The sequence below is a fragment of the Nonomuraea sp. AD125B genome (genome assembly GCF_041402765.1).
GTDB classification, from domain to species: Bacteria; Actinomycetota; Actinomycetes; order Streptosporangiales; family Streptosporangiaceae; genus Nonomuraea; species Nonomuraea bangladeshensis.
In genome coordinates, this window is sequence record NZ_JBGLOU010000020.1 from 1 (window position 1) to 19,604 (window position 19,604).

Sequence of the window (19,604 nt, forward strand, 5' to 3'; positions counted from 1 at the left end):
CTCCCGCCATCAGGGCTGAGCCCCCGGCGGCGGGGGGGGGGGGGGCCGGGGGGGCCGCGGCGGGGCGGGGGTCGCGGGCGACAGGACCGTCAGCACGGTGACGGCGGTCAGCAACGCGCCTGCGCGGCGCGCTAACGGGGGGCGGGGCAGCGCCATGGGCGGCCTTTCTGAGGGGGGCTTTGCGGCGATCGACCGGCGGACGTGGCCCGCCGGGTGGCGGTTCAGACGGGCTCGAAGCCTTCGGGCAGTCCCGATGGCGGCACGGGGTCCGCGGAGGCCGGGGGCGCGGAGGTCAGGCCCGCAGAGGTCAGGCCGGGGGGCAGGCCCGCGGAGGTCAGGTCCGCGGGGGCCGGGTCCGTTGAGGGTGGGTCGTCGGAGGCGGGCTCGCCGCCGGGGTCCTGCCGGCCCGGACGCGGCGCTGGTGGGGTTTCGGACACGGGGAAAGTGTCGCGGCGGCGGCACGGAAGGGGGAATGGGGAGCCCTATGGGGAAAAATCCCCATTTGGGGGGCGGCATGGGGAACCCCATGGGGGATCAGGGAGACCACGCGAGGGACGACGCGGGAAACCACGCGAGGGGCGACGTGGGAGACCAGTCCCGGAAACGGTGTCGGGAGCCTCGCCGGTCAGGGAGGTTCCGCGCGGGCCTCAGTCGAGGAGGCGGGCGAGCTCCGTCCGTGACCGGGCGCCGACCTTGCGCATCGCCGCGCTCACATGCTTGTCCACCGTCTTCGGCGACAGGAACAGCTCCCTGGCGATCTCCTGGTTGGTCAGCCCCTCCGCCGCCAGCCGGGCCACCTGCTCCTGGCGGGCCGACAGCACGTGATCGTCCCCGCCGCGCGCGGGCGCGACCGGCGACGGGCGGAGCCCCCACCGGCGGCCCAGCCCGGCCGCGCGGTCCAGGTCCCAGCGGGCGCCGAGCTCCCCGTACAGGGTGACGGCCCGGCCGAGCCGGGTGGCGGCGGCGGGGTCGTCCAGGGTGAACAGGCAGGCGGCGGCCTGCTCGTGGGCCTGCGCGGCCTCGTACCTGGCGGGGACCGCCTCGAAGGCGTCCGCCGCCGCGGCGAACTCGGCGGCGGCCTCCGCCTGCCGCTCGCCGGCTGCGGCGAGAAGGCCGCGGGCGTACGCCAGCGACGGCCCGGCCAGCGGGGCGTCGAGCCCGTCGAGGCGGGCGGCGTACGTGGCGACCGTGTCCGCGGCGTCCCCGGCCCGGCCCGCCGCGAGCAGCGCCTGGGTGAGCGCGGGCAGCGTGCGGACGGCCACCGGCCACAGGCGCGCCGCCTCCCAGTGGACGGCCGCCTCGGCCGCCACGGCGAGCGCCGCCTCCGGCTCGCCCCGGAGCGCGGCCAGGCGCAGCAGCACGGTCAGGGGCAGGACGAGATCGTCGACCTGCCCCCGCGTCTGGGCCATGGCGACCACGTCGAACAGGAACGGCGGCGCCGACTCCGGCCGCCCCTGGATCGCGGCCAGGCAGGCGCCCACCGCGTCCACGATGATCCGCTCGTGCGGCTCGTCGCCGAAGTGCTCGCGCAGCTCCTCCAGCCGCGCCGCGAGGCCGTCCCACGAGCCCTCGACATAGTCGGCCACGGCGATGATCACCAGGGAGCGCAGTTCGAGCCGTCCCCGCAGGTCGGGTTCGGCGCCGTCCTCGATCGCGGTCGTCACCAGGCGGCGGCCGGCGCGGTGGTGGCCGGGGAACAGGCTGGCCCCGCCGATGGAGCGGTAGGCGTTCACCTCGCGGCGCAGCAGCCTGCGCCCGCCGGTCTCGCGCAGGAGGTCCTCGGCCAGCCCGGCCCAGCGGGGGTCGCCGATCACCACGAAGATCATCGCGATCTTGCCGAGGACCAGCATCCGCATGGCGGGGTCGGCCACGGCGGGCAGCGTCGCGAGCGCGCGTTCCAGCCAGGCCATGGCCTCGTCCTGCGGCACGGGGCTCGGCGGGCGGCCCACGCCGACCATGGCCCAGGCGGCGAGGCCGGGCTGGCCGGGCTCCCCCGGGCGGCCGGTCAGGTCCTCGGCGGCGGCGGCGAAGGCCTCGCCGATGCGGGCCTCGTCGGTCCGCGTACGTTCCAGGTGCAGCGCGAGCAGCAGGCGCAGCGTGCCGCGGAGCGGGCGGGGCACGTCCTGCTCCAGCGCGGCGGCGATGAGGCCGGCGACGGGCGGGGGGCGCAGCAGCTCCAGTGCGGCCCAGCCGAGCCTGACCGTCAGCTCCGCCCGGCGCGCCGCCGGCGGGTCGGTCTCGCTCAGCATGTCCGCCAGTAGCCGCGCGGCCTCGGCGTCGTCGCCCAGTCTGGACGCCTGCTCGGCGGCCTCGACGGCGGTCTCGGCCCACTGCTCCGTACGTCCGGCGTGCCGCAGGTGGTGCGCCAGCCGTCCGAGCGGCACCGGCCGCAGCCCGCGTACGGCGTCGGCGGCCTCGGCGTGCAGCGCCCGGCGGCGGCCGGCCGGGATGGCCTCGTACACCGCCTGCGCCGCCAGCACGTGCCGGAACCCGACCAGGCCGCCGGCGTCCGTGAGCAGCCCGGAGCCGAGCACCTCGTCGATCGCCCCGGCCTCGCCGGTGGCCAGCAGGCCGATGGGCACCGGCGTCTGGAGCACGGCGACCCGCTCGGCCACCTCCTTGGCCCCGGCGGACAGCCGGGCGACGCGCTCCTGCACCGAAGCGCGTACGCCGCTCGGCACGTCCAGCTCCTCCAGGGCGCGGCGCGCCCAGCCGCCCTCCCACCTGATGAGCGTGCCCCGGGTGCGCAGCAGGGCCAGCAGCTCCTGGACGGCGAGCGGCAGCCCGGACGCCCGCGCGCACAGGTGCTCGGCGAACTCGGCCGTCACCTCCTCCGCCCCGAGGATGGCCGAGGCCATGACCCTGGTCTGGGCGGCGTCGAGCGGCGGCAGCACCAGGTGCTCGCGCCGGATCGCGTCGGGGAGACGGGCGGTGATCCCCCGGACCGCGGCGGGCGCCTCCTCCCCCCGGTAGGTCAGGACCACCCGGAGCGTGCCGGGCGGCGTCCCCGGCGGCACGGACATCAGGTAGGTCAGGAACTCGACCGTCTGATCGTCCGCCCAGTGCAGGTCCTCCACGACCAGGACGGCCGGGCCGAGCGCGGTCAGCACCTCGGCGAGCCCGCGGAAGACCCGGTGCCGCTCGGCCGCGCGGTCGTCCAGCGGGGGCGGCGCGGGCGGCAGCGCCGCGGCCAGCTCGGGCAGCAGCTCGCGCAGGGCTCCGGCGACCGGCGACAGGGCGGACTCCCCGAGGTCCGCGGCCCGGCCGCGCAGCGCCTCCACCAGCGCGCCCAGCGGGAACGGCTCCCTGATCTGCAGGCAGGCGCCGCGCAGCACCCGCAGGCCGGTCACGGCGGGGCCGTCCAGCAGCTCGGCGACCAGCCTGGACTTCCCGATCCCGGCCTCGCCCTCGACCACGGCCACGGCGGGGACGGGAGAGGCGACGGAGATCAGCTCGACGAGCCGGGCGAGCTCTTTCTCCCGCCCCACGAGTATCGGGGAGACCATCCGCCCAGCTTGCATCGGATCATTCAACTGCACCCGGAGTCATCGGGCAATGTCATCTCTCGTACTGGTCGTCCGGGTAAAGTCGCGCATGTGATGATCGGCAGCTCCTTGTGGTCGTTCGCGCTCGTCGTCGGGTTGCTCACCCTCACGCCGGGGCTCGACACCGCCCTGATCCTGCGCACCGCGGCACTCGGACGCCGCCGGGGCGCGTGGGGCGTGGTCCTGGGGATCCAGGCGGGCACGCTGGTGTGGGGCGCGCTCACCTCGCTCGGCGTGACGGCCGTGCTCACCGCCTCGCACCTCGCGTACGAGGCGCTGCGGTGGGCGGGGGCGGCGTACCTGGTGTGGATGGGCGCGCGGATGCTGATCGGCACCTTCCGCGGGGAGAACCCCGGTGAGGGGGACGAGCCCGAGGCCGCTCCTGCGCTGGACAGCATGACGCGCGGCTTCCGGCAGGGCCTCACGACGAACCTGCTCAACCCGAAGGTGGGCGCGTTCTACGTCGCCGTGCTGCCGCAGTTCATCCCGGCGGGGGCCGCCCCGCTGGCGATGGGGGTGCTGCTCGCCTCGGTCCACGCCGCGCTCGGGCTGATCTGGTCGACGGTGCTGGTCGCCTTCGCCCGCGTCCTGCGCGAACGGCTGAGGACGACCCGCGCGAGGCGGCTCCTGGACCGGATCACCGGGACGGTGATCGCGGCCTTCGGCGTCCGGCTCGCGCTCGGCGACTGAGCCGCCCCGGGCGGGGCTACCAGCCGATCTCGTCGCAGCCGGTGTGGTCGTGCGGCTCCACCTGGAGGGTGGCGTGGGCCACGCCGTGACGCCGGCGGAGCAGATCGCGGGCCTGGTCGAGCACCGCGTGGTGGTCGTCCTGGTCGGCCGTGACGAGGTGGGCGGTGGCGACGTTCATGCCCGAGGTGAGCGTCCACAGATGCAGGTCGTGGACGTCGCGCACGCCCTCGATGGCCGCGAGGTCGGCGGCGACGGCGGCGGCGTCGAGCCCTTCCGGCACGTGCTGCCCGAGCACGGCGAAGACCTCCCGGCCGAGCGAGACGGCCCGTACGGCGACGAACACGCCGATGGCCAGGGCGATCAGCGTGTCCCAGAACACCTGCCCGGTCGCCGCGATGAGCCAGCCCGCGACCACGACGCCGACCGAGCCTGCCGTGTCGGCGACGACCTCCAGGTAGGCGCCCTTGACGTTGAGGCTCTCGCGCGCGCCGGCGCGCAGCAGGACCAGCGCGACCAGGTTGACCGCCAGGCCGATCGCGCCGACGACGAGCATCGGCCCGGCGGAGACCTCGGCGGGCCCGCCGATCCGGCCGATCGCCTCGGCGACCACGTAGACCGCGACGCCCAGCATGAGCACCACGGCCAGCAGCGAGGCGAACACCTCGGCCCGGTAGGAGCCGTAGCTGCGCCGGCCGGTCGTGTCGGGGCGGGTGGCGATCCGGGTGGCGACCAGCGCCGCGCCGAGCGTGACCACGTCGGCGGCCATGTGCCCGGCGTCCGACATGAGGGCCAGCGAGCCGGAGAGCAGCCCGTAGACCAGCTCGACCACGAAGAAGCAGCCGATCAGGGCGAACGCGAGCGCCAGCCGCCAGCGGTGCCGCCCGGCCGCGTGCCCGTGCCCATGTCCGTGCCCGTGTCCCGCGCCCATCACCGGTCTCCGGAGCGTTCGGGGTGGATGGCGTCGGTGTGCTCGGTGTGGGCGAGCGCCAGGTCGAGCAGCATCCGTACGTGCGGGTCGGCCAGCCGGTAGTAGGCCATCCGGCCGGCCCGGCGGGCGGCGACGATGCGGTGCGCGCGCAGCAGCCGCAGGGCGTGGGAGACGGCGGACTCGCTCTGGCCGGTGACGGCGGCGAGGTCGCACACGCACAGCTCGCCCTCCAGGAGGGCGACGAGCAGCTTCAGCCGGTTCGTGTCCGACAGCAGGCCGAAGACGTCGGCCGTGTCGGCGAGGTCGTCGCCGGGCGGCATCCGCTCGCGCACGGCGGCGACCCGGTCGGCGTCCACGACCTTGAGTGCGCAGCCGTCCACGGCGGTCACGCTCACATCTGAAGAGTTGTTCATATGTCTATTGTGTCGTTGGGACAGAGGTTGTCAACAGACCCCAAAGACGGCCAACTTTCGTTTGACGGAACGATGGTCTAATGTTCGGAACGTGTCGCGAGCCACCCCTGACGACCCCGCCGCCGAGACCCGGCTCGTCGGGTCCGACCGCGTGCTCGCGGTGCTCGCCGAGCTGGCCCGCCATCCCGACGGCATCGGGCTGGAGGAGATGGCGCGGGCCGTGGCGAGCCCCAAGCCGACCGTGCACCGCGCGCTGGCGGCGCTGCGCAGGGCCGGGTTCGCCGCGCAGCACGGCCACGGCCGCTACGTGCTGGGCGACGAGTTCCTGCGGATGGCCTTCGCGCACCACGAGGAGCGTCCCGACCACGTCCGCGTCACCCCGATGCTGAAGGCGCTCTGCGACCGGCACGGCGAGACCGTCCACTACGCGGTGCTGGACGGGGCCTCGGTGGTCTACCGCTCCAAGCTCGATCCCCCGATGGGGGCGGTGCGGCTGACGTCCGTCGTGGGCGGGCGCAACCCGGCGCACTGCACCGCCGTCGGCAAGGTGCTGCTGGCCCACGCCTTACCCGACGAGGACGCGGTCCGCGCCTGGGTGGGCGGCCGGACGCTGGAACGCCGCACCGAGCGCTCGATCGGCACGGCCGGCGAGCTGCACGCCGAGCTGACCCGCGTCCGCGAGCAGGGCTACGCGGCCGACGACCAGGAGAACGAGCCGGGCGTCAACTGCGTCGCGGTCCCCGCCTACCTGACCTCGCCCACCTCGCCCAGTGGCGCGATCAGCGTCAGCGGCCTGGCCTACCGCACCCCGCTGCGCGCCCTGATCGACGACCTGCCCGCCATCCGCGCCATCGTCTCCGGGGAGGACCCTTCGTGAACGGCCACCGTGGAGAGCGGCGCCTGCCCACGCCCTACTGGAACCCTTTCTGAAAGAGATCCCCGTGCACCTCATGCGCATCGGCGCGCCCGGCGCCGAGAAGCCCGTCGTCCGCATCGACGAGCACCACTACATCGACGTCTCCGACGTCACCCCCGACTTCGACGAACGCTTCTTCGCCGCCGGCGGCGCCGCGCTGCTCGCCGGCAAGGTCGCCACCGGCCGGCCGCAGGAGTTCGCGGGCGAGCGCATCGGCGCGCCGATCGCCCGCCCGCACCAGATCCTGTGCATCGGGCTCAACTACAGCGACCACGCCGCCGAGACCGGCCAGGCCGTGCCCGACGAGCCGATCCTGTTCACCAAGTCGCCCAACACGCTGGTCGGGCCGTACGACGACGTCCGCATCCCGCGCGGCTCCACCAAGACCGACTGGGAGGTGGAGCTGGGCATCGTCATCGGCAGGCGCACCTCCTACCTCGACTCGGTCGAGGAGGCGAAGGACGCGATCGCCGGCTACTGCGTGGTCAACGACGTCAGCGAGCGGGCGTTCCAGATGGAGCGCGGCGGGCAGTGGAGCAAGGGCAAGTCCGCCGAGACCTTCAACCCGGCCGGCCCGTGGCTGGTCACCCCCGACGAGATCGCCGACGTCAGGAACCTCGGCATGTGGCTCGACGTCAACGGGGTGCGCCGGCAGACCGGCACCACCAAGACCATGATCTTCGACCCGTACGTCATCGTGCACCACCTGAGCCAGTTCATGGTGCTGGAGCCGGGCGACCTGATCAACACCGGCACCCCGCCGGGCGTCGGCATGGGCCACGACCCGCAGATCTGGCTCCAGCCCGGCGACGTGATGGAGCTCGGCATCGAAGGACTCGGCAGCCAGCGCCAGAACGTCGTCGGACCGCGCTAGCGCCCGGCCCCCGCACCATCGCACGTCCCCAGTGAAGAGAGCACGACTGTGATCCACGCCCGACCGTCCCGTCTGACCGCCCCCGACCCCGCCGTCCTGTCCCGCGTGGAGGCGGCGGTGCCGGGCATCGCCAGGACCAGGGCGAGCGACCGGCTCGGCATGGCCCACGACGCCTCGCACTACCTGCTCACCCCGGAGGCGGTGCTGGTGCCGGAGAGTGCCGGGCAGGTGGCGGCGCTGCTGCGGACCGGGCTGCCGCTGACGTTCCGCTCCGGCGGCACCAGCCTCAGCGGTCAGGGCGTGAGCGAGCACCTGCTGGTGGACACGCGCCGGCACTTCAGGGACATCGAGGTGCTGGACGGCGGCGCGCGGGTGCGGGTGCAGCCGGGCGCGGTGCTGCGCCAGGTCAACGCCCGCCTCGCGCCCTACGGCCGCAAGCTCGGCCCCGACCCGGCGAGCGAGTCGGCGTGCACGATCGGCGGCGTGGTCGCCAACAACTCCAGCGGCATGACCTGCGGCACGCACGCGAACACGTACCGGACGCTGGAGTCGATGACGCTCGTGCTGGCGAGCGGCACCGTTGTGGACACCGGCGCGCCGGACGCCGACGAGCGGCTGCGCGCGCTCGAACCCGAGCTGGCCGAGGGCCTGCTGCGGCTGCGCGACCGGGTGCGGGGCAACCCCGACTCGGTGCGGCGGGTCCAGGCGCAGTTCTCGCTGAAGAACACCATGGGCTACGGCCTCAACAGCTTCCTCGACCACGACTCCCCCGCGCAGATCCTCGCCCACCTGGTCATCGGCAGCGAGGGCACGCTCGGCTTCGTCGCCGAGGCGGTGCTGCGCACCGTGCCCGCGCATCCGCTGGCCGCCACGGGGCTGCTCGTCTTCCCCTCCCTGGGGCGGGCGATGGCCGCCATGCCGGAGCTGGTGGCCGCGGAGCCGGCCGCGGTCGAGCTGCTGGACGCCGAGTCGCTGCGGGTCGCCCAGGCCGACCCCAAGGCCGACGACGTGCTGCGCTCGATGGAGGTCGCCGGGCACGCGGCGCTGCTGATCGAGTGGCAGGAGTCCGACGCCGACGTGCTGGCCGGGCGCGAGCGGGCCGCCGAGGAGGTGTTCGGCGCGCTGGAGCTGGCCGCGCCGGCCCGGCTGAGCCGCGACGCCGGAGGCCGGGCCGCCCTGTGGCACATCCGCAAGGGCCTGTACGCCGCCGTCGCCGGCGCCCGCCCCTCCGGCACCACGGCCCTGCTGGAGGACGTCGCCGTCCCGGTGCCCGCCCTGGCGGACCTGTGCGAGGAGCTGAACGCGCTGTTCGCCAAGCACCGCTACGAGCGCAGCGTCGTCTTCGGCCACGCCAAGGACGGCAACCTGCACTTCATGCTGAACGAGCGCTTCGCCACCGACCTGGAGCGCTACGCCGACTTCACCGAGGACCTGGTGACCGCCGTGCTGGAGCGGGGCGGCACGCTGAAGGCCGAGCACGGCACCGGCCGGGTCATGGCGCCGTTCGTCCGCCGCCAGTACGGCGACGAGCTGTACGAGGTGATGCGCGAGGTCAAACGCCTGTGCGACCCGGCGGGCACGCTCAACCCCGGCGTCGTGCTCACCGACGCCGACGACGCGCACCTGCGCGACCTCAAGAACGTGGTCACCGTCGAGCCCGAGGTCGACCGGTGCGTCGAGTGCGGCTACTGCGAGCCGGTCTGCCCCAGCCGCGACCTGACCACCACGCCCCGCCAGCGCATCGTGCTGCGCCGCGAGCTGGCCGCCGCCCGCGAGGCGGGCGACCGCGCGCTCGCCCGCGCGCTGGAGGCCGACTACGGCTACGACGCCGTGGACACCTGCGCCGTGGACGGCATGTGCGCGACCGCCTGCCCCGTCGGCATCAACACCGGCGACCTGACCAAGCGGCTGCGCGCCGAACGCCACGGCCGGGCGGCCCGCGCCGGCTGGAACGGCGCCGCCAGGCACTGGGACGGCGTCACCCGGGCGATGAACCTGGCCCTGGACACCGCGGCGGCGGTCCCGCCCGCGCTGGCCGAGGGCGCGAGCCGGGCGGCCCGCGCCGTCACGGGCGCAGAGGCGGTGCCCCAGTGGAGCCGTGACCTGCCCCGGGGCGGAAAGCCCCGCCTCCCGGTCCCTGCCGCCGCGCCCGACGCCGTCTACCTGCCGTCCTGCCTGAACACGATGTTCGCCCCCGCCGACGGCGGGCCGGGTGTGATGGCCGCGGTGCGGCGCCTGGCCGAGCGGGCCGGGGTCACGCTGCGCGTCCCCGAGGGGGTCGCGGGCCTGTGCTGCGGCACCCCCTGGTCGTCCAAGGGTTACACCGACGGACAGCGGACGATGGGCGAGCGCGTCCGCGAGGCGCTGCGGGAGGCCACGGACGGCGGGCGGCTCCCGGTGATCACCGACGCCGCCTCCTGCACCGAGGGTTTCCACCGCCTGGGCCTGGAGTCGGCGGGCGTGCGGGTCGTGGACGCGGTCGCGTACGCCGCCGAGCACCTGCTCCCCCGCCTGACCGTCACCCGCCGCCTGCCCTCGCTGGCGCTGCATCCCACCTGCTCCTCCACGCAGCTCGGCCTGGACGCGGCGATCAGGCAGATCGCCGAGGCCATCGCCGAGGAGGCGGTCGTCCCCCAGGGCTGGCAGTGCTGCGCCTTCGCCGGTGACCGCGGCCTGCTGCACCCGGAACTGACCGCCTCCGCGACCCGGGCCGAGGCCGCCGCGGTGCGGGCTGGGAAGCACGCGGCCCACGCCTCGGTCAACCGTACGTGTGAGCTCGGCCTGACCCGCGCCACCGGGGAGCCCTACCACCACCTGCTCGAACTCCTCGACCGGTGCACCGGTTCCGCGTGAGGCGCCGGCACGCCCCGCTCACGCAGGGAGGTCAGCCCGTGATGAGCGTGACGACGTCCGGGGCGTAGTCGTGGCGGACGCCGTCGGTCCCGTGGAAGACGATCCGCTGCGTGCTCCCCGTGCCGGCCAGCACCGAAAGCGGCACCGACCACCGGTGGACGCCGTCCGAGACCAGCGGGCCGACGCCGGCCACCGCGCTCCACGACCAGTCGCCGGGCGCGCCGGTCTTCCGGTACAGCGTGTCGTTCTCGATCATGTACTCGGCGCCGACGGTGTGCACCGGCCAGCCCGTCCGGGGGTCCTCGTCGGTGTCGACGAAGACGTGGCGGTGGGCGTACGGCAGGGTGAAGCGGGCCTGGTAGATCGCGTCGCCCCCGATCACCGACGCCGTCGCGCCGCTGATCGGGCCGGAGCCGGCCGTCACCGACACCGCGCCCGACCGCGCCGAGACCCGGTCGGTCGTGTCGCGGGCCCGCACCGTGAAAGCGTAGGTGCCGCCGAGGGTCAGGCCGCCCACGGTGACGCCGGTCAGCGTGCCGGGCACGGCCAGCTCGCGCACGCCGTCCCGGTAGACGTCGTAGTACTGGACGCGGTCGCCGGGGTCGGCGTCGGTGGAGGCCGTCCAGCTCAGCCTGACGCTGGTCGGGCCGACATCCGAGGCGACCGGGGTGCCGGGCGTCGTCGGGGCGTTCGCGCTGGCCGCCGCGGTGGTCACGGTCAGCGCCCGGCTCGCGTCGGAGGTCCTGCCCGCCTTGTCGCGCGCCCTGACGGTGAAGGTGTAGGAGGTGGCGGGCGCGAGCCCGGCCACGTCGTACGTGGTCGCCGCCGGCGCGAAGTCCGCCTGCGTGCCGATCTTCACGCCACCCTGGTAGACGTCGTAGCCGACCGCGCCGGGGCAGAGGGCCGAGGTCCAGCTCAGGCGGACGCTCGTGGCCGTCACCTGGCTCGCCGCCGGTCTGGGGGGCGCCGCCGGGGCCGCGCCGCCGCTGCCCTTGGCCGCCGTGACCTGCTCCGCGTGGTACGGCGGCAGCCGGTCCCACGGGTTCGGCAGCACGTCGTCGGTCACGTACACGTAGCCCGCGTTGTTGGCCTTCGACAGGCTCATCACGGTGGCCAGCCCCGACGCGGGCACGTCGTAGACCAGGTGCCAGATGCGCCTCGGGTCGTGGCGGGCCTCCCACGCCGCCGGCAGGTACGGCCCCTGCCGGTCGAGATAGGAGCCGTAGGGGCCCTCGAAGGTGACGAGGATGTCGGCGGCGTCCGCGTAGCACGGGTTCGGGGAGACGCCCGGGTTGGCGATGGTGGTGGCGCCCGGGTGGTATTTCTTCACGTACGCGGTGGCCTCGCGGTAGAGGCTCACCCAGGCCTCGCCGACGCCCGCCGGGCCGCAGAGGCTCTGCGCCTGGTCGAAGAAGATGCCGTCGATCGAGGAGCCGTAGAACCGGTACCACTTGTTGACGTCGGACTGGATCTGCGCCCGCCAGTCGTCGGCCGAGACCGAGCCGAGCCGGGTGCCGAAGCCGGTGGTGCCGAAGTAGCCGGTGTCCACGTAGCCGATGACCTTGATGCCGGCGTCGTGCGCGGCCGCCAGCGCGTCGGCGTAGGCGGGTCTGGCCTCGTCGTCCGGGCCGTTGGCGACGTTCGCGACCAGGAGGCCGGGTTTGCCGGCCGCGGTGTTCATGAGGCTCCAGTCGGCGGCGGTGCCGCCGCTCGGCAGGAAGTAGGCGGGCACCGCGACGCGCTGGCCGAGCACGGCGTCCGCCGCCCGGGCGGGCGCGGCGGCGGCCAGCGGAAGGGCCGGCGGAAGGGCCAGGAGCACGGCTGCGAGCACCGTGCGCAGGCGGAAATCGTGCATGTGCGGCCTCTCTCGCTGGAAACAGGGCGTTCGCGCCACCACGACCCTGCCACGAGCACCGCCCTGCCGCCACGTTAAGAGACCATTTCTTCACAGAAAGTCGTCAAGAGGGACGGGCACGCCGGGGCAGGGGCGGCAGCCGCAGGGCCATGACGGCGATGTCGTCCAGACCGGTCGTCGGAAGCTCGTCCAGCAGGGCGTCGCAGAAGTGGTCCACGGGCCGGGCGGCGAGCCGCTCGGCGGCCAGCCGGAGCCGTTCCAGGCCGCGGTCCAGGTGCTCGCCCGGCCGCTCCACCAGGCCGTCGGTGTAGAGCAGGAGCGTGCCGCCCGGCGGCAGCGGCTCCTCAGCCGACGGCCGCTCCCCGCCGGGGGTGAGACCGAGCAGCGGGCTCACGGCCTCCTCCAGGAAGCGGCCCCGGCCACCGGGCTCGACCAGCAGCGGCGGCGGGTGGCCTGCCACCGCGTAGTCCAGCCGGTAGCCGTCGCCCGCGGGCTCCACGCGGGCGCACACGCAGGTCGCGGTGATCTCGCCGGCCAGCGACTCCATCGCGGTGTCGAGCCGCGAGAGGACGTCCCCCGGCGGCTCGCGGCGGTCCATGGCGAGCGCCCGCAGCATGTTGCGGATCTGGCTCATCGAGACGGCGGCGTTCAGGTCGTGGCCGGCCACGTCGCCGATCACGAGCACCGGGACGCCGTCGGGCAGGACGAAGGAGTCGTACCAGTCGCCGCCGATCTCCGCGGCGGCCGGGCTCGCCCGGTAGCGGGCCACGATGCGCGGGCCGGGCAGGCGCGGCGGCTCGGCCAGCAGGCTGTACTGCAGGGCCAGCGCGACCTGCTGGGTCCGCTGGAACCGGATGGCCCGGCTCAGCGCGTCGTGGGTGTGGTCGAACATCAGGTCCAGCAGCCTGGCGTCCTCCTCGCCGATGGGCGGGCGGTCCCCGCAGGTCACGGCCACGACCACGGCGGGCACGGTCCCGTCGACCACGACGGGCAGGATCAGCGCGCCGTTGCCGCCGCTGTCCCTCACCCACGGCCGGGTGGCGTCGGGGACGACGCCCGGCGGCGGCGAGCCGGCCGGGAACGTCTTGCGCACGGGCCGGCGCCGCCGTACGGCCTTGACGAACGCGTGCCGCCCCGCCAGCCGCTCCTCGACGTACGGCAGCGGGATGTCCAGGCCCTCCCTGGCGGCGGTGGCCAGTCTCCGGACGATGAGCGGCGCCTCGCCCTGGCGCCCGTCGGAGAGGTCGGTGACGAGATAGACGCTGCAGCCGTCGGCCATCTCCGGCACGATCACCCCGGCCAGCGCGTTCAGCATCTCCTCCAGGCTGCGCAACTGCGCGGTCACCTCGGCGGCGCGGTCGAGCAGGCGCTGCGCCCGCTGCTCCCGCCACTGGTCCTCGATGTCGGTGCTCGACCCCACCCACTCGACCACCCGGCCGTCCTCGCAGATGGGCACGGCGCGGAGCTGGAAGTGCCGGTAGCCGCCGTGCGCGGTGCGCAGCCGGTAGACGTGCTCCCACGTCCTGCTGACGTCGTTGACGGCCCGCGCCCAGGACTTGATCGTGGCCCGGCGGTCGTCGGGATGGACCGCCCGCAGCCAGCCCTGGCCGCGGTACTCCTCCCACGTCTGGCCGGTCACCCGCTCCCAGTTCCGGCTCGGCTCGTTCACGAAGCCGTCGCGGCTGGTGACCCAGATGATCGGCGCGCTGATCTCCATGAGGCTCGCCAGCCGGCGCAGGAGGCGGCGGCGCTCCTCGGCGATGGCGGCGATCCGGTGGGCCCTGCCGACCTGGTCGGTCACGTCGATCACCATGGCCAGCACGCCGTGGTCGCCGGGGCCGAAGGAGATCCGCGACAGGCTGGCGGTGAAGAACCGCTCGGGCTCGGGGCGCTCGGCGGAGGGCAGCTCGGGCTCGGCCAGGATCATGATCGGCTCGCCGGTGGCGTGGACGTGGTCCATGCGCGGGCGGTAGTAGCGCCGGACGAACCTGTAGAACGACTCCTCCACCGACACCTTGCCCTTGGGGTCCCTGAACAGCGACCGGAACAGGGCGTTCGTGTAGACCAGCCGGTGTTCGGGGCCCCGCGTCACCACGACGCCGACCGGCGCGGGATCCAGCATCTCCAACGGCAGGCCGCTGTCCTCAGGGCCCTCGTCCGCACCCATGGTGACCTCCCCCGATGGTCACGTGTACGGGTGCCCTACCCGGTGAGTGGCGCTCGATGCCGCCCGCCGGATGTGCAGGATGCACACCGTGTGTAGAGTGCATCCGGACATTAGCCCTAAAAGGGGATAAATTTGCATTCCGCACCATCCTCGCGATCCGGCGGCATCGTCAGCGTGCTCGCCGTGGCCGGCATCGTCGGCTCCCTCATGCAGACGCTGGTGGTGCCGCTGGTCGGCGAGCTCCCCCGGCTGCTCGACGCCGACGCGGCCGACACCTCATGGGTCATCACCGTGACGCTGCTGGTGGGCGCGGTCGCCACCCCGGTCGTGGGCAAGCTCGGCGACCTGTACGGCAAGCGCCGCATGATGCTCGCCTGCTCGGTCCCCCTGGTCGCGGGGTCGGTGGTGTGCGCCCTGGCCGGCTCGCTGATCCCGATGATCGCCGGGCGCGGCCTCCAGGGGCTCGGCGTCGGCATGATCCCGCTCGGCGTGAGCGCGCTGCGCGACCTGCTGCCGCCGCAGCGCGTGGGCCCCGCGATCGCGCTCATGAGCTCGTCGATGGGCATCGGGGGCGCGCTCGGCCTGCCGATCGCCGCGGCCGTCGCCGAGTACGCCGACTGGCGGATGCTGTTCTGGGGCTCGGCCGCGCTGAGCCTGCTGGTCGCCCTGCTCATCTGGCTGCTCGTCCCCGTCACGCCCGCGCACGGCCGCGGCCGCCTGGACGCCGGGGGCGCGCTCGGGCTCGGCGTCGGGCTGGTCTGCCTGCTGCTGGGCGTCTCCAAGGGCGCCGAGTGGGGCTGGACGAGCGGCACCACGCTCGGGCTGCTCGGCGCGGCCGTCGTGGTGCTGCTGCTGTGGGGCCTGTGGGAGCTGCGCGTCCGCGACCCGCTGGTGGACCTGCGCACCACCGCCCGCCCTCAGGTCCTGCTCACCAACGTCGCCTCCGTCCTCGTCGGCTTCGCCATGTACGCCCAGTCGCTGGTGGTCATGCAGATCCTCCAGCTCCCCGAGTCGACCGGCTACGGCCTCGGGCAGTCGATGCTGGCCGCCGGGCTGTGGCTGGCGCCGTCCGGACTGATGATGATGGCGGTCTCCGGGCTCGGCGCCCGGCTGTCGGCCGCGCGGGGGCCGAGGACCAGCCTGTTCGCCGGCGCGCTCGTCATCGCCGTCGGGTACGGCTCGGCGTTCGCGCTCATGGGCGCCCCCTGGGGGCTCATGGTGGCCGGTAGCGTCGGCAGCATGGGCGTCGGCCTGGCCTACGGCGCGATGCCCGCGCTCATCATGGGCGCCGTCCCGCAGCGGGAGACCGCCTCCGCCAACAGCTTCAACACGCTGATGCGCTCCATCGGCACCTCGGTGTCCGCGGCGGTGGTCGGCGTCATCCTGTCCCAGATGACGGTGACGACGGGCGGGCACGTGCTGCCGTCGGAGCCGGGGTTCCGCACCGCGCTGCTGGTGGGCTGCGGCGTCGCCCTGGTGGCGGCCCTGGTGACCCTGACCCTCCCCCGCCGCGCCGCCGAGCCCGCCGCCGCTGAGCCCTCCGCCGCCCAGCCCGCCGCTCAGCCCGCCGCCCAGCCCACCACCACCGGGCCCGCCGCCACCCCGGCCGTCCCGGTCCGGATCGGGCACGAGGAGCTGGGCCCGTGGCGGGACGCGTTCCGCACCCCGGCGCCCGCCCAGGTCACGGCCGGGCCCGAGGACGCGGAGCTGACCCGCCTGCGCGCCGAGAACGCCGAGCTGCGCGCGGAGAACGCCGAGCTGCGCGGGGAGCTGGACGTGCTCATGCGGGGCGTCTCCGCCTGGGTCCAGAACCTGGCCGGCCGGACGAACTGACGGGCCATCGGGGGTTAGTTCGTGGCACGAATTTCCCATACGCTGGGCAGGTGACAGGAGAAGAGGACGGGCGGATCGGCGTGGTGGCCGCGCTGGTCCGCGGCGCGTTCCTGGTGAACGCCGTCTACACCGAGTCCGCCAGGGAGTTCGGCATCACGGCGCAGCAGGGCCAGCTGTTGTGCGTGCTGATGCCGGGGCCGTACGGGATGGGCGAGCTGGGCGCGACGCTGGGGCTGGCCAAGTCCAGCCTGACCGGCCTGGTGGACCGCACCGAGCGCAACGGCCTGGTCCGGCGCGGGACGGACCCGCGCGACTCGCGGGCCGTGCGGATCGCGCTGACCAGGAAGGGCGCCGAGCTCGCCGAGCGGTTCTACGCCGAGACCTGCCGCCGGGTGGAGCGGCTGACGGCGGAGCTGTCCGAGGCCGATCGCGACACGCTCGCCGCGCTGCTCGGCTCCGTCGTGACGGCCAACAAGGTGCCCGTGGTGTTCCAGGAACCAGCCCCGGGAATTGAAGTTCGCGCTACGAACTAATATGGTTCGTAGTACGAACTTACTTCCACGGAAGGCTCCATCATGTCCGCATCCGGCATCGTCTTCGGTTTCGGCGCGCACAGCGGCGTCGGCGAGGCAGGCGAGCTGCTGCGCCTGGCCGAGCAGGCCGACCGCGACGGGCTCGACCTGTTCTCCCTGTCGGACCACCCCTACCTAGGCGGCCGCCTGGACGCCTACGCCGCGCTCGGCGTCGTCCTCGGCCGCACCCGGCGTCTCTCCGGCCTGGTCAACGTCACCAACCTGCCGACCAGGCCCGCACCCATGCTGGCCAGGACCGTCACGTCCCTGTCCGCGCTGGCGGACGGCCGCGTCGTGCTCGGCATGGGCGCGGGCGGCCTGTGGGACCGGATCGCCGACATGGGCGTTCCCCGGCTGTCGGCCGGCGCGGCCGTGGAGGCGTTCGAGGAGGCGATCGTCCTGGTCAGGCTGCTGTCCGGCGGCGGCCCGCCGGTCACCTTCGAGGGCCGCCACTACCAGGTGCACGGCATCGAGCCGGCCCCGGTGGCCGCTCCCCCGGTGTGGACCGGCTCCAACGGCCCGAAGTCGCTGGCCGCGACCGGCCGGGTGGCCGACGGCTGGATCCCCGGCCACGCCGCCGACTGGCTGAGCGAGCGCTACCGCACCTCACGGCCCGTCATCGACGAGGCCGCGGCGGCCGTCGGCCGCGACCCGGGCGAGATCCGCACCGTCTACAACCTGCCCGGCCGCATCACCGACCGGCCGCTCGCCGCCACCCGCGACCGCGACGGCCGCTGGCTCGGCGGCTCGCCCGCCCAGTGGATCGAGGAGCTGACCGGGGCCGTGCTCGACCACGGCGCGTCCGGCTTCATCCTCTTCTCCGCCGAGCAGGGCGTCGCCGACCAGGTCTCGCTCGGCCGCTGGGCCGGGGAGATCGCCCCCGCCGTACGCGAGGCGGTCGCCAAGGAGCGTGGCTGAGGGGGCGTTCACCAGCAGAAGTCGGTGACCTTGCCGGTGAGCACGGCGCTCAGGCTCAAGATCACCGATAGGGTGCGCCGGAAGCAAAGGAGCCGCTGACGTGTCACCCTCAACCCCGTTGGCCTGGGCGGCGGCCCTCACCGCCGCGGCCTACCCCACTTGGGACACCTGGAAGAGCTGGTCCGACTGGTCCTCCGCGTACACGGCGTCCAGCCTGTCCGAGGTGTACTACATGAAGGACGCCTACGGCGGCTTCACCGAGGGCGTCGTGGGCTGCGTACGCCAGTACGACTCGCTCGACCGCTCCCCGTTCCTGCCGTTGCGCGACGACCTCGCCACGTTCACCGAACTCGCCACGACCTGGGCCGTGCCGGTGCTGGTCGTGCTGGTCGCCCTCGTACGGCGGCACTCGGCGACGGCGGGACCGCGGGCCGCCTGGGCGCTGACGCTGATCGCGCTCGTCCGGCCGCTGTCGGCCGACTACCAGGGGGACGACATCTGCGATGGCTCGCTGCCCATGTTCACCCCGGACTGGTTCGAGGCCGTCTCCGGCGGCTGGGGGCTCTATGAGCTGTTCCTGCTGGCGGCTGCCCTGCTGGTGCTGCTCGCGTCCGGCTCTCCGGCGCCGCCGGTCTCCGGGCGGCGCACGCTGAAGGCGATCATGGATGTCCTGGCCGTGTACGGTCTGGTGGCCCTCGCCCCGCTCGTCACCGGGAACGAATCCCTGCGTGCCGGTCTGCTGCACCAGCTCCAGTTCGACGACATCCGCGACCATCCCGCCCGGCTCCTGGTGCTCGTGCTGCCGGTCGGCTACCTCCTGTGGAGGCACGTGGACGTCTCGGGGAGCATGGCGTCCTCTCACCTGGGGGTCAGGGCTCGGCGTACGGGTTGGCGTCCGGACCCTCGGTGCTGAGCAGCACGGCCACCGAGGCAGGGCCGAGGCCCAGCGCCGCCCGGCGCCCGGCCCCGTCCGCGCCGCCGAGCAGCGCGCGCAGCCCGGCGAGCGCGGCGGCTCCGCAGGGCCCGGAGCGTACGCCGAGCGCGGCGAGGTCGGCGGCCGCGCGGGCGCTGCCGGCATCGCGGACAGCCACCGCGGCGTCCAGCCCGTCCCGCAAAAAGGGCCAGGCGATGCTGGAGGGGGTGCCGCAGTTCAGCCCGGCCATGGTGGTCTCGCCGGTGGCGACGCTGACGGGCGCGCCCCGGGTGAGGCTCGCGAGCACGCACGCCGCCGCCTCCGGCTCGACGGCCACCAGCGCCGGCGGGTCCCCGGAGCGGCGGCTGCGGTGGTGGGTGACGACGGACTGCGCCAGCGACCCCACGCCGACCGGCACGGACACCAGGTCGGGCCCGTCGATCCCGGCGGCGGCGAGCTGCTCGTCGATCTCGGCGCTCAGGGTGGAGTAGCCCTCGACGATCCAGCCGGGGACACGCTCGTAGCCGGGCCAGGCGGTGTCCTGGACGAGGACCGCGTCCGGCGCGGACGCGGCCTCGGCGGCGCGGCGTACGGCCTCGTCGTAGGAGCCGGGCACCTCCGTAACCTCGGCCCCTTCGGCGGCGATGGCCGCGACGGCGCGCGGATGCACGCCGCGCGGGACGAGGACGCGGGCGCGCTGCCCGAGCAGGCGGGCCGTGCGGGCCACGGCCCTGCCGTGGTTGCCGTCGGTGGCGGTCACCAGGGTGACCGGGCCGTCGTCGTCGCGTTCGGCGAGCACCCGGTGCACGGCCCAGGACGCCCCGAGCGCCTTGAACGCGGGCAGCCCGAGCCGCCGCGACTCGTCCTTGACGAAGACCCTGCCGATCCCCAGCTCCGCCGCGAGCGGCGGCAGCTCGGTCAGCGGGGTGGGCGCGTAGCCGGGCAGGGAGGCGTGGAAGCGGCGCACCTCGGCGGGCGCGGGGGCGCACCTCCAGGCGCGGGCGGCGGGCGGCGCGAACCAGGGACTGCGAAGGGAGGCGTTCTGCGGCACTTTCCCAGAGTGCACCGGTACGAGCCGGTCGTGCGTGGGGACACGCGCTAAGATCACCCCCAGAAAGCGCTTTCCA

The 19,604-nt window shown here is 74.5% G+C and carries 14 protein-coding genes; 8 read left to right on the top strand and 6 right to left on the bottom strand.

What is annotated here, in order from left to right; genetic code table 11:
* Nucleotides 1–647: 647 nt before the first annotated feature.
* Nucleotides 648–3,506 carry an AAA family ATPase gene (locus ACBR40_RS39520; RefSeq protein WP_371252012.1) on the bottom strand — a complete coding sequence of 953 codons (2,859 nt, stop codon included), beginning with the start codon at nt 3,504–3,506 and terminating at the stop codon, nt 648–650.
* A 93-nt stretch (nt 3,507–3,599) separates the two neighbouring features.
* On the opposite strand from ACBR40_RS39520, the gene ACBR40_RS39525 reads away from it, so the two are divergent.
* Nucleotides 3,600–4,235, top strand: coding sequence for a LysE family translocator (locus tag ACBR40_RS39525; protein WP_371252123.1), 636 nt, complete (start codon nt 3,600–3,602; stop codon nt 4,233–4,235).
* Nucleotides 4,236–4,251: 16 nt separating this feature from the next.
* Here ACBR40_RS39525 and ACBR40_RS39530 read toward each other — a convergent pair whose 3' ends face one another.
* Together ACBR40_RS39530 and ACBR40_RS39535 are read right to left on the bottom strand one after the other, a co-directional pair.
* A complete protein-coding gene (locus tag ACBR40_RS39530; RefSeq protein WP_364445253.1) occupies nt 4,252–5,163 on the bottom strand; it encodes a cation diffusion facilitator family transporter in 912 nt (303 codons plus the stop codon).
* Nucleotides 5,163–5,576, bottom strand: coding sequence for a metalloregulator ArsR/SmtB family transcription factor (locus tag ACBR40_RS39535; protein WP_344205608.1), 414 nt, complete (start codon nt 5,574–5,576; stop codon nt 5,163–5,165). Before ACBR40_RS39535 ends, ACBR40_RS39530 begins: the two co-directional genes overlap by 1 nt.
* A gap of 91 nt (nt 5,577–5,667) precedes the next feature.
* Between ACBR40_RS39535 and ACBR40_RS39540 the strand changes: the two genes are divergently transcribed.
* From ACBR40_RS39540 to ACBR40_RS39550, 3 genes are all read left to right on the top strand, one after another.
* Nucleotides 5,668–6,453, top strand: a complete 786-nt coding sequence (locus ACBR40_RS39540; RefSeq protein ID WP_344205607.1) for an IclR family transcriptional regulator — start codon at nt 5,668–5,670, stop codon at nt 6,451–6,453.
* Nucleotides 6,454–6,517: 64 nt separating this feature from the next.
* On the top strand, nt 6,518–7,366 hold the full coding sequence (locus ACBR40_RS39545; RefSeq protein ID WP_371252013.1) for a fumarylacetoacetate hydrolase family protein: 849 nt from the start codon (nt 6,518–6,520) through the stop codon (nt 7,364–7,366).
* A 48-nt stretch (nt 7,367–7,414) separates the two neighbouring features.
* Nucleotides 7,415–10,219, top strand: a complete 2,805-nt coding sequence (locus tag ACBR40_RS39550) for an FAD-binding and (Fe-S)-binding domain-containing protein (protein WP_371252014.1) — start codon at nt 7,415–7,417, stop codon at nt 10,217–10,219.
* Nucleotides 10,220–10,250: 31 nt separating this feature from the next.
* On the opposite strand, the gene ACBR40_RS39555 is transcribed toward ACBR40_RS39550, so the two are convergent.
* Together ACBR40_RS39555 and ACBR40_RS39560 are read right to left on the bottom strand one after the other, a co-directional pair.
* Nucleotides 10,251–12,074, bottom strand: a complete 1,824-nt coding sequence (locus tag ACBR40_RS39555) for a spherulation-specific family 4 protein (protein WP_371252015.1) — start codon at nt 12,072–12,074, stop codon at nt 10,251–10,253.
* 103 nt (nt 12,075–12,177) lie between these two features.
* Nucleotides 12,178–14,241 (bottom strand): SpoIIE family protein phosphatase, encoded by a 2,064-nt coding sequence (locus tag ACBR40_RS39560; RefSeq protein ID WP_344205602.1) that lies wholly within the window; start codon nt 14,239–14,241, stop codon nt 12,178–12,180.
* A 132-nt stretch (nt 14,242–14,373) separates the two neighbouring features.
* Here ACBR40_RS39560 and ACBR40_RS39565 point away from each other — a divergent pair, with 132 nt between their 5' ends.
* The 4 genes from ACBR40_RS39565 (at nt 14,374) to ACBR40_RS39580 (ending at nt 18,477) form a co-directional block, all read left to right on the top strand.
* On the top strand, nt 14,374–16,074 hold the full coding sequence (locus tag ACBR40_RS39565) for an MFS transporter (RefSeq protein ID WP_371252016.1): 1,701 nt from the start codon (nt 14,374–14,376) through the stop codon (nt 16,072–16,074).
* 50 nt (nt 16,075–16,124) lie between these two features.
* Nucleotides 16,125–16,607, top strand: a complete 483-nt coding sequence (locus ACBR40_RS39570; RefSeq protein WP_344205599.1) for a MarR family transcriptional regulator — start codon at nt 16,125–16,127, stop codon at nt 16,605–16,607.
* A 42-nt stretch (nt 16,608–16,649) separates the two neighbouring features.
* Nucleotides 16,650–17,564 carry an LLM class flavin-dependent oxidoreductase gene (locus ACBR40_RS39575; RefSeq protein WP_371252017.1) on the top strand — a complete coding sequence of 305 codons (915 nt, stop codon included), beginning with the start codon at nt 16,650–16,652 and terminating at the stop codon, nt 17,562–17,564.
* Between the two features lie 100 nt (nt 17,565–17,664).
* Entirely contained in the window at nt 17,665–18,477 is an 813-nt protein-coding gene (locus tag ACBR40_RS39580; RefSeq protein ID WP_371252018.1) for a hypothetical protein, read from the top strand.
* On the opposite strand, the gene ACBR40_RS39585 is transcribed toward ACBR40_RS39580, so the two are convergent.
* Entirely contained in the window at nt 18,434–19,528 is a 1,095-nt protein-coding gene (locus ACBR40_RS39585; RefSeq protein ID WP_371252019.1) for a diaminopropionate ammonia-lyase, read from the bottom strand. The genes ACBR40_RS39580 and ACBR40_RS39585 overlap by 44 nt on opposite strands.
* Between the last annotated feature and the right edge of the window lie 76 nt (nt 19,529–19,604).